This is a genomic window from Aurantimonas sp. C2-5-R2 (genome assembly GCF_036549495.1).
Classification (GTDB): domain Bacteria; phylum Pseudomonadota; class Alphaproteobacteria; order Rhizobiales; family Rhizobiaceae; genus Aurantimonas; species Aurantimonas coralicida_A.
In genome coordinates this window covers 1-9,167 of the sequence record NZ_JAZHLJ010000104.1, presented here as the reverse complement: position 1 = coordinate 9,167, position 9,167 = coordinate 1, and the positions used below count along the sequence as shown (strand labels likewise).

The following is a 9,167-nucleotide window of genomic DNA, read 5'->3' as shown; positions in this document are numbered from 1 at the left end:
GGCCTGGACGCTCATCGCCAGCATCCGAATGCTCACGAGGCGCATCGCAAGATATTGGATCTATTGCTGAACTTTTGAATCAGGCTCTAAGCTCCTGCAGCGAAAACCCCGGTTCTTTACAAAACCGCCGCGATGGCCGATGGCTGAGCGCAACGGCAACCGATGCGGGAAAGGGGCGTGCGATGGTATTGGATATCTCGATCGGCGGAGCCGCGATCCTGATTATCGGCGCCGGCGCGTCCGATCCCCGTGCCGCCTCGCGGTGTGGTGCGGAATGGACCCGTCCGGCTCGCGGTGGTCGGCCCGACAGCACTATCGCTTCCTGATCGCCGGGACGCCCCGTCGATCCGCACATCTCCCGGGAACGCCACGCCGCGCGCCCCAAAATCCAAGAACCGTCTCATGTCCACTTCCGATTTCCGCTCCCGCGTCGCCAGCGCGGAGGACGCACTCCGCGCGCTGTTTCCCGAAACGCCGCTGCAGCTCAACGAGCATCTGTCGGCCCGCTATGGCGCCCGCATTTTCCTCAAGCGCGAGGATCTGACGCCGGTCCGCTCCTACAAGATCCGCGGCGCCTTCAACTTCATGCGCAAGCGCATCGCGGCCGGCTCGGCAACCAGCAAGTTCTGCTGCGCCTCGGCCGGCAATCACGCGCAAGGGTTCGCTTTCGCCTGTCGGCATTTCGGGCTCAAGGGCCGCATCTTCATGCCGGTGACGACGCCGCAGCAGAAGATCGACAAGACCCGCATCTTCGGCGGCGACGCCGTGGAGATCGAACTCATCGGCGACTTCTTCGACGACTGCTACGCCGCGGCCAAGGCCTATTCCGCCGAGACCGGCGCGCCGATGGTGCCGCCCTTCGATCATGAGGACATCGTGGAGGGCCAGGCCAGCGTCGGGCTCGAGGTCGAGTGCCAGCTCGCCGGCGAGAGGCCGGACATGCTGATCCTGCCGGTGGGGGGAGGCGGGCTTGCCTCGGGTCTCACCCGCTATTTCGAGGGCGACGGGGCGCCCGACTTTCATTTCGTCGAACCGCTCGGCGCGCCGAGCCTGCGCACCAGCCTCGTCGAGGGCAAACTGGTCCGCCTGCCGCAGCTCGACGGCTTCGTCGACGGGGCGGCGGTCGCCGAGATCGGCAAGCTCCCCTTCGAGACGCTGCGTGGTTTCGGGGCGGAGCGGGTGATCCTGTCGCCGGAGGGACGGCTCTGCCAGACCATGCTGGAGATGCTGAATGTCGAGGGCATCGTTTTGGAGCCGGCCGGCGCGCTGGCGATCGACGCGCTGCGCAGTCTGGGCGAGAGCGTGCGCGGCAAAACGGTGGTGCTGGTCGTCTCCGGCGGCAATTTCGATTTCGAGCGGTTGCCGGACGTCAAGGAGCGGGCGCTGCGCTTCGAGGGCCTGAAGAAATACTTCATCCTGCGGCTCGCCCAGCGGCCCGGCGCGCTGAAGGATTTTCTCGACTATCTCGGACCCGACGACGATATCGCGCGTTTTGAATACCTGAAGAAATCGGCGCGTGATTTCGCCTCGATCCTGATCGGCATCGAGACCAAGGATTCGACGAATTTCGCCGGTCTCCTGAATCGGTTCGAGGAGGGCGGGGTCAGCTACCAGGATATCACCGACAACCATATCCTCGCCGATCTCCTGATTTGATAGGGTAGGCGCCAGTCGTCGTTCCAGCATCGAAGGAAACCGCCGATGACCGGCGTCGTCATTCTCGCCGTCACCTACATCCTCTCGCAGTTCTTCCGCTCCTTTCTCGCAGTTCTCGCACCGGAGCTGACGCGGGATCTGGGGATCGGCGAGGTGGCGCTGTCGAGCGCGGCGGGGCTGTGGTTCATCGCCTTCGCGCTGATGCAGTTTCCGGTCGGATTCGCCCTCGATCGGTATGGTCCGCGTCGTACGGTGGCGCTGTTTCTTCTCGCCGCTGCCGCCGGCTCGACACTGTTCGCATTGGCCAACGGGGCGGTTGCGATCATCGTCGCGATGACTCTGATCGGGGCCGGCTGCGCGCCGATCCTGATGGCGGCGTTCTTTATCTTCGCGCGGACCTTTCACCCGCGCCGCTTCGCGATGTTTGCGTCCTGGTTCGTCGCTTTCGGTCTTGGTGGTGGCGTGCTCGGCTCGGCGCCGCTGGCGCTCGCGGTGGAGGCGGTCGGCTGGCGCCAGGTGATGGCCGGGCTCGCCGTCGTGACCCTGCTTCTGGCCTTGATCATCATGTGGGTGCTGCGCGATCCGCCCGTGCCGACGGCTGAAAACGCGACGGATCGCGGCTCGCTCCTCGATCTTTTACGGATGCGCGAACTCTGGCCCTTGATGGCCATGGCCTTCGTCGCCTATGCGCCGGCGGCAAACCTCCGCGGCCTGTGGGCCGGCCCCTATCTCGCCGACGTCTACGGTTTCGACCTGGCAGGGGTCGGCAACGCGACCTTGCTGATGGCCATCGCCCTGATCGTGGGGACGGTCGCCCACGGGCCGCTCGATGTCATCTTCCGGACCCGCAAATGGATCCCCATTGTCGGCTCGTCGGTGAACGCAATCCTGCTGGCGGGGTTGGCCGTCCTCGGCTCCGGTTCCGCACCGACTGCCGTCATTCTGCTCACCGCGATTACGCTGTTCGGCGCCAACTACGCCCTGATCATGGCCCATGCGCGCAGCTTCATGCCGCCGCATTTGCTGGGGCGCGGCATCACCTTGCTGAACTTTTTCTCGATCGGCGGCGCCGGCGCCATCCAGTTCCTCTCGGGTGGCGTCTTCGCCCTCGCCGATCCCGAAATCTCCTCCGAATCGGCCTACGCCACCGTTTTCGCCTTCTACGCCGTGTTGCTAGTGGCGGGCCTGATCGCCTACGCCTTCAGCCGTGACCGGCCACCGGAACCCGTGGAGCGGTAGACGGGCTCACGCTGACGCAAGCGCTTGGAATTCGATAGCAATCGGATCGGCAATGCATCGATCGACGCCTTGCATCACATAGCTGGCGTGTTAGTGTAATCACCCCGGACAGGGCTCCCGGAGGGATAGCGGGCGTGGCGCCACCTGATCGCCAGCAAACGGACCGCATCCCGGCCATTTCATTTGAGGACCGCAGAGTTTTCGTGGAGATCTCCGCGGAGCTTGAGCGTGGGAATTGATGTTTCGCCGATATCCGCGAAACGGGGGAGCCGAATTATGCTTGACCAACCGGCCGCGCAAATGCCGCGCAAACGCGACAGCGCCAAGCCAAAAGGACGCCAGCTCGACGAGAGCGCGCACCGCGAGGTTCACGATCTGCTCGGAGATCGGCCGCGGCGGCGCGACCTCTTGATCGAGCACCTTCATTTGATTCAGGATCAATTTGGCTGCCTACAGGCCAAGCATATCCGGGCCTTGGCCGAGGAAATGCGGCTGAGCCAGGTCGAGATCTACGAAGTCGCCTCCTTCTACGACCACTTCGACGTGGTGAAGGAAGGGGAGCCGACGCCCGCGCCGCTGACCATCCGGGTCTGCGATTCGGTGACCTGCATGTGCATGGGCGCCGAGGATGTGATCGCCGGACTGGAGGCGGAAGTCGATCCTGCCAAGGTGCGTGTCATGCGCGCACCCTGCATGGGCGGCTGCGATGTCGCGCCGGCCGCCCGAATCGGCGACCGCGAGGTCGGCCACGCCAGCGCGGCGGGGCTGCTTAAGATGGCTGAGGCCGGCGAAACCGGCGTCCTGAAACCCGACTACGAAGGGCTGGCGGCCTACCGCGCCAAGGGCGGATACGGAATTTGGGAGCAGGTGCGCACCGGCGCGCTCGCCGCCGATACCGTCCTCGAGAAGCTGACCGATGCGTCGCTGCGCGGGCTTGGCGGCGCGGGCTTCCCTGCCGGCAAGAAATGGGGCTTCGTGCGCGGTTATCCTGGCCCGCGCTTGATGACGATCAATGGTGATGAGGGCGAGCCTGGCACCTTCAAGGACCGCTATTATCTGGAGCGCAACCCGCATCCGATGTTCGAGGGCGCCCTGATCGGCGCGCATGTCGTCGAGGCGGAGCGTATCTATCTGTACATGCGCGACGAATATCCCGCGGTGCTGGAGATCCTGCGGACCGAGATCGCCGCACTGGAGGCAGCCGGACTGGTCGAGCCGGGCTTCATCGAACTGCGGCGGGGGGCAGGGGCCTACATCTGCGGCGAAGAGAGCGCGATGATCGAGTCGATCGAAGGCAAGCGTGGCCTGCCGCGTCACCGCCCGCCCTATATCGCCGAGGTCGGCGTGTTCGGCCGTCCGACGCTCAACAACAATGTCGAGACGCTCTACTGGGTACCGAAAATCCTGGAGCACGGCGCCGAATGGTTCCGCGCGCAGGGCAAGCCCGACCATCCGGGCATGCGCTCCTGGTCGGTCTCCGGCAGAGTGAAAGATCCCGGCGTCAAGGTTGCGCCGGCGGGTGTGACGATCCGCGAGCTGATCGAGGATCATTGCGGCGGCATGGCCGACGGCCACAGCTTCAAGGCCTATCTGCCGGGCGGTGCGTCAGGTGGGATTCTGCCGGCGAGCCTCGACGACGTGCCGCTCGATTTCGGCGGCAAGCTCGCGGAACTGGGTTCGTTCGTCGGCAGCCACGCGATCGTGGTGTTTTCCGATGCGGACAACATCAAGGACGTGGCGCTGAACCTGGTCGATTTCTTCACCCATGAAAGCTGCGGCCAATGCACTCCGTGCCGGGGCGGCACCGAGAAGATGGGCAAGCTCTTGAGGACCGAAGGCAAGCTCGACGAGGCGACAATCCGCGATCTGGAACAGGTCATGCGCGACGCCTCGATTTGCGGGCTGGGGCAGGCGGCACCGAACCCGGTGAACCATCTGCTGCAATATTTCCGGGGGGATTTGTGATGAGCGGCTCCGATCAGAACAACAGCAACGAAAGCCCAGCCGATATGAGCAATGTATCGCCTGACAACGCAGTGGGACGTGCGGCCTCCGCCGACGGTGGCCGCGTCGCCGGCGACCATGCGGACAGGCTCGAGACGCAAGCCGAGCTGATTAGCTTCACCTTGGACGGCCAGTCGGTTTCCGCAGGCAAGGACGAAACCATCTGGCAAGTCGCCAAGCGCGAGGGCAACCGGATTCCGCATCTGTGTTATCTCGACAAGCCCGGCTATCGCGCGGACGGCAATTGCCGGGCCTGCATGGTCGAAGTCGAGGGCGAGCGCGTGCTGGCGGCGTCGTGTCAGCGCAAGGTGGCCGACGGCATGGTCGTGAAGACGGCGAGCGAGCGAGCCAAGAAATCGCGCGAGATGGTCTTCGAGATGCTGGCCGCCGACATGCGCCCGCCCGAGGAAAGCCCGGACAGCCAATCGTCCTTCTGGAATTGGGCGGCGGATTTCGGGATCACCGGTTCCAAGCGCTTGCCGTCGAAATTCGACGGCAAGAACCCGTCGCTGAACGGCGAGGCCGGGCCAGACAGCGTCGCGGCGTCCACCACCCACGGCATGCCGGACAACACCCCCGGCATCCACGATATTTCCAATCCGGCGATCGCCGTCAATCTCGATGCCTGCATCGCCTGCAATCTGTGCGTTCGCGCCTGCCGCGAAGTGCAGGTCAACGACGTGCTCGGCATGGCCGATCGGGGCCATCACGCGGTGCCGGTGTTCGACATCCACGACCCGATGGGTTTTTCAACCTGCGTGACCTGCGGCGAGTGCGTTCAGGTCTGTCCGACCGGCGCATTGTACGAAAAGACGCTGATGGACACGGACGGCCGCAAGCGCGTCGTCAAGGAATTCGACAAGGTGACGGATTCGGTCTGCCCGTTCTGCGGCGTCGGCTGCCAGACGACGGTTTATTCCAAGGACAACAAGATCGTGCTGGTCGACGGTCGCGATGGGCCGTCCAACGAAAACCGGCTCTGCGTCAAGGGCCGCTTCGGCTTCGACTACGCCATGTCGAAAGACCGGTTGACCAAGCCGCTGATCCGACGCGACGACGCGCCGAAGCGCGGCGACATCGACATGCGCTTCATGGACGTGTCCGACGTCTTCCGCGAGGCAACCTGGGAGGAGGCGATGGAGCGCGCTGCCTCCGGCCTCACCAAGATTCGCGATGCGGATGGCGGCAATGCGATCGCCGGTTTCGGTTCGGCCAAGGGCTCCAACGAGGAAGCCTATCTGTTCCAGAAGCTCATCCGGCAGGGCTTCGGCACCAACAATGTCGACCACTGCACGCGGCTGTGCCACGCCTCCTCGGTGGCGGCGCTGCTCGAGGGCGTCGGATCGGGCGCGGTTTCCGCGCCGTTCATGGATGCCTTGAAGGCCGATTGCGTCATCGTGATCGGCGCACGGCCGGGTCAGAACCATCCGGTCGCCGCGACCTATCTCAAGCAGGCGGCGAAAAATGGCACCAAGCTGATCGTGATAGACCCGCGCGGCCAGGAACTGATGCGCCACGCCTCACATGGGCTGCGCTTCAAGCCGGGCACCGACGTGGCGCTGCTCAACGCGATGCTGCATGTCATCATTGAGGAGAAGCTCTACGACCAGCAATATATCCAGGCCAATGTCAGCGGTTTCGAGGCGCTGAAGGAGAAGGTCAAGGATTTCGCGCCGGAGGCGATGTCAGAGGTCTGCGGCATCGCGGCGGAGGTGATCCGCGACGTCGCCCGCATCTATGCGACGTCGGAACGCTCGATCATCTTCTGGGGCATGGGCATTTCGCAGCACACTCACGGCACGGATAATTCGCGCTGCCTGATCGCGTTGGCGCTGATCACCGGCCATGTCGGGCGTCCGGGCACCGGGCTGCACCCGCTGCGCGGTCAGAACAACGTGCAAGGCGCGTCGGACGCCGGGCTGATCCCGATGTTCTTCCCGGACTACCGGTCCGTCGAGAATGTCGATATCCGCTGCGAGATGGAGGATTTCTGGGGCCGGACGCTCGATCCGAAAAAGGGCCTCACCGTCGTCGAGATCATCGACGCGATCCATGAGGGGTCGATCAAGGGCATGTATGTCATGGGCGAGAATCCGGCGATGTCGGACCCCGACCAGATCCATGCGCGCGCCGCACTGGCCAAGCTCGATCATCTCGTGGTGCAGGACATCTTCCTTACCGAGACGGCCTGGCATGCCGACGTCATCCTGCCGGCGTCCGCCCATGCCGAAAAGCTCGGGACCTATTCCAACACCAATCGGCAGGTGCAGATCGGACGACCCGCGATCGATATGCCGGGCGAGGCGCGGCAGGACTGGGAATTGATCGTCGATCTCGCCAATCGCTCAGGGCTCGACTGGTCCTATGACGGGGTGCCGGCGGTCTATGAGGAAATGCGGCAGGTGATGGCCTCGCTGAACTACATCTCCTGGGACCGGCTGGAGGCGAATGAGAGCGTCACCTATCCGTCGAAGCCCGACGGCGAGGAGCAATGGGTGGTCTTTGACGACAGGTTCCCGACCGCCGACGGCCGTGGCCGCATCGTGCCGGCGGATCTGCGCGCGCCGGACGAGGTGCCCGACGCGGAGTTCCCGATGGTGCTGACCACCGGGCGGCTGCTGGAGCATTGGCACACTGGGTCGATGACCCGGCGCGCCGAGGTGCTCGACGCGATCGAGCCCGAGGGTATCGCCGCGATGAATCCGCGCGAGATCGCCAAGCACGGCCTACGGGCCGGCGAGATGATCGCGGTGGAGACGCGCCGCGGCACGATCGAGGCCGTGCTGCGGGCCGATCGCGAGGTCGCCGACGGCATGGTGTTCATCCCGTTCTGCTTCAACGAATCGCCGGCGAACCGTCTGACCAATCCGATGCTCGACCCCTACGGGAAGATCCCGGAGTTCAAGTTCTGCGCGGCGAAAGTGTCGGCCGCGTCGATTCGTGAGGCCGCGGAATAGGGCAGGGTTTCGGCCGCCGGGCGACGCGGCGGCCGAACAGCAAAACGCCGACGAAGCGACCCTGTCGTTTCGTCGGCGTTGTCGTTTTCGGGCAGGTCCGCGGAGCGTTACGGCGTCAGCAGGATCTTGCCGCGATGGGTGGCCGCTTCCATCATCTTATGCGCCTCGGCCGCTTGCTCGAACGGCAGCACCGCATGGGTGTTGGTCTTCAGCGTACCGTCGGCGAATAGCGGCCAGACTTTTTCTTTGAGATCCGCCGCCACCGCCGCCTTGAACGCGTCGGGACGGCTACGCAGCGTCGAGCCGGTATAGGTCAGACGCTTGAGCATAACGGGCATCAGGTCGATTTCGACCTTCGAACCGGCGTTGAAGGCGAGTTGCACGATATGGCCGTCGGCCTTGGCGGCCTTGATGTTGCGGGCGATGTAAGGCCCGCCGATGATATCCAGGATTAGGTTCGCACCGCCTGCCGCGCGGACGACTTCGACGAAATCTTCCTCCGTGTAGTCGATCGCCCGTTCTGCGCCGTTGGCGACACAGAATGCCGCGTCGTCAGCGGTAGCGCAGGTGACGAAGACGTGCATGCCGAGCGCCGCACCCAACTGGGTGGCGGTTGAGCCGATGCCGCCGGCGCCACCATGAACCAGGAAGATTTGACCCTTGCTGGATTCGCGGCCGAGGAAGCAATTGCTCCAGACGGTGAAGAACGTTTCGCACAGGCCGGCGGCGTTGATGTCGCTGACGCCCTCCGGTATCGGCAGGCAATGGCCGGCGTCGATCGTCACATATTCGGCGTAGCCACCGCCATTGGTCAGTCCGCAGACCTTGTCGCCGACGGACCAGGCCGTCACGTCCGCGCCGAGCGCGGAAATTTCGCCCGAGACTTCGAGCCCCAACAGATCGGACGCGCCCTTGGGGGGCGGGTAGTGGCCGCGCCGCTGCACCAGATCCGGACCGTTGATACCGGCGGCGGTGACCTTGACCAGAACCTCGTGAGCGGCGGGAACCGGAAGCGGACGCGAGCCGATTTCCAGGACATCCGGTTCGCCGGCCTCGCGCATTTCGATTGTTTTCATCGCCTCGGGCATCGCGGCTGTCTCCTCGGTTGTTGAACCACGCATGATGGCCCCGCGTGGGGGCCATCTCGTCGTTGGATGCTTTAAAGGGGAAAGGGACGCGGTATCAAATCGCGAGATCGCGCCCAACCGAGTGGAGGGCCGCCCCGTCGTCAGCCTTTGAGGAGTTCGACGAGGGTTTTGCCGAGCTGGGCCGGGGAGGGCGAGACGCGGATGCCGGCGTCTTCCATCGCCG

General features: G+C 64.6%; 6 protein-coding genes. 5 read left to right on the top strand and 1 reads right to left on the bottom strand.

The genetic code is table 11. The annotated features are described in order from the left end of the window. The 5 genes from VQ044_RS22355 to fdhF all read left to right on the top strand — a co-directional run. Positions 1 to 326: hypothetical protein (locus tag VQ044_RS22355; protein ID WP_331827774.1), on the top strand; the 326-nt coding region annotated here is incomplete at its 5' end. 76 nt (positions 327 to 402) lie between these two features. Continuing rightward, positions 403 to 1,656: a threonine ammonia-lyase IlvA gene (ilvA, locus tag VQ044_RS22350; RefSeq protein WP_327649729.1), complete on the top strand. Its 1,254-nt coding sequence runs from the start codon at positions 403 to 405 to the stop codon at positions 1,654 to 1,656. A 45-nt stretch (positions 1,657 to 1,701) separates the two neighbouring features. Continuing rightward, positions 1,702 to 2,895 carry an MFS transporter gene (locus VQ044_RS22345; protein WP_327649728.1) on the top strand — a complete coding sequence of 398 codons (1,194 nt, stop codon included), beginning with the start codon at positions 1,702 to 1,704 and terminating at the stop codon, positions 2,893 to 2,895. A gap of 276 nt (positions 2,896 to 3,171) precedes the next feature. Further along, a complete protein-coding gene (locus VQ044_RS22340) occupies positions 3,172 to 4,860 on the top strand; it encodes an NAD(P)H-dependent oxidoreductase subunit E (RefSeq protein WP_327649726.1) in 1,689 nt (562 codons plus the stop codon). Next, the gene (gene fdhF / locus VQ044_RS22335) at positions 4,860 to 7,856 is read left to right on the top strand and encodes a formate dehydrogenase subunit alpha (RefSeq protein ID WP_327651297.1); all 2,997 of its coding nucleotides are present in this window, start codon (positions 4,860 to 4,862) and stop codon (positions 7,854 to 7,856) included. The genes VQ044_RS22340 and fdhF overlap by 1 nt, the downstream gene beginning before the upstream one ends. A 107-nt stretch (positions 7,857 to 7,963) precedes the next feature. On the opposite strand, the gene VQ044_RS22330 is transcribed toward fdhF, so the two are convergent. Next, positions 7,964 to 8,944, bottom strand: coding sequence for an NAD(P)H-quinone oxidoreductase (locus tag VQ044_RS22330; protein WP_327649723.1), 981 nt, complete (start codon positions 8,942 to 8,944; stop codon positions 7,964 to 7,966). Between the last annotated feature and the right edge of the window lie 223 nt (positions 8,945 to 9,167).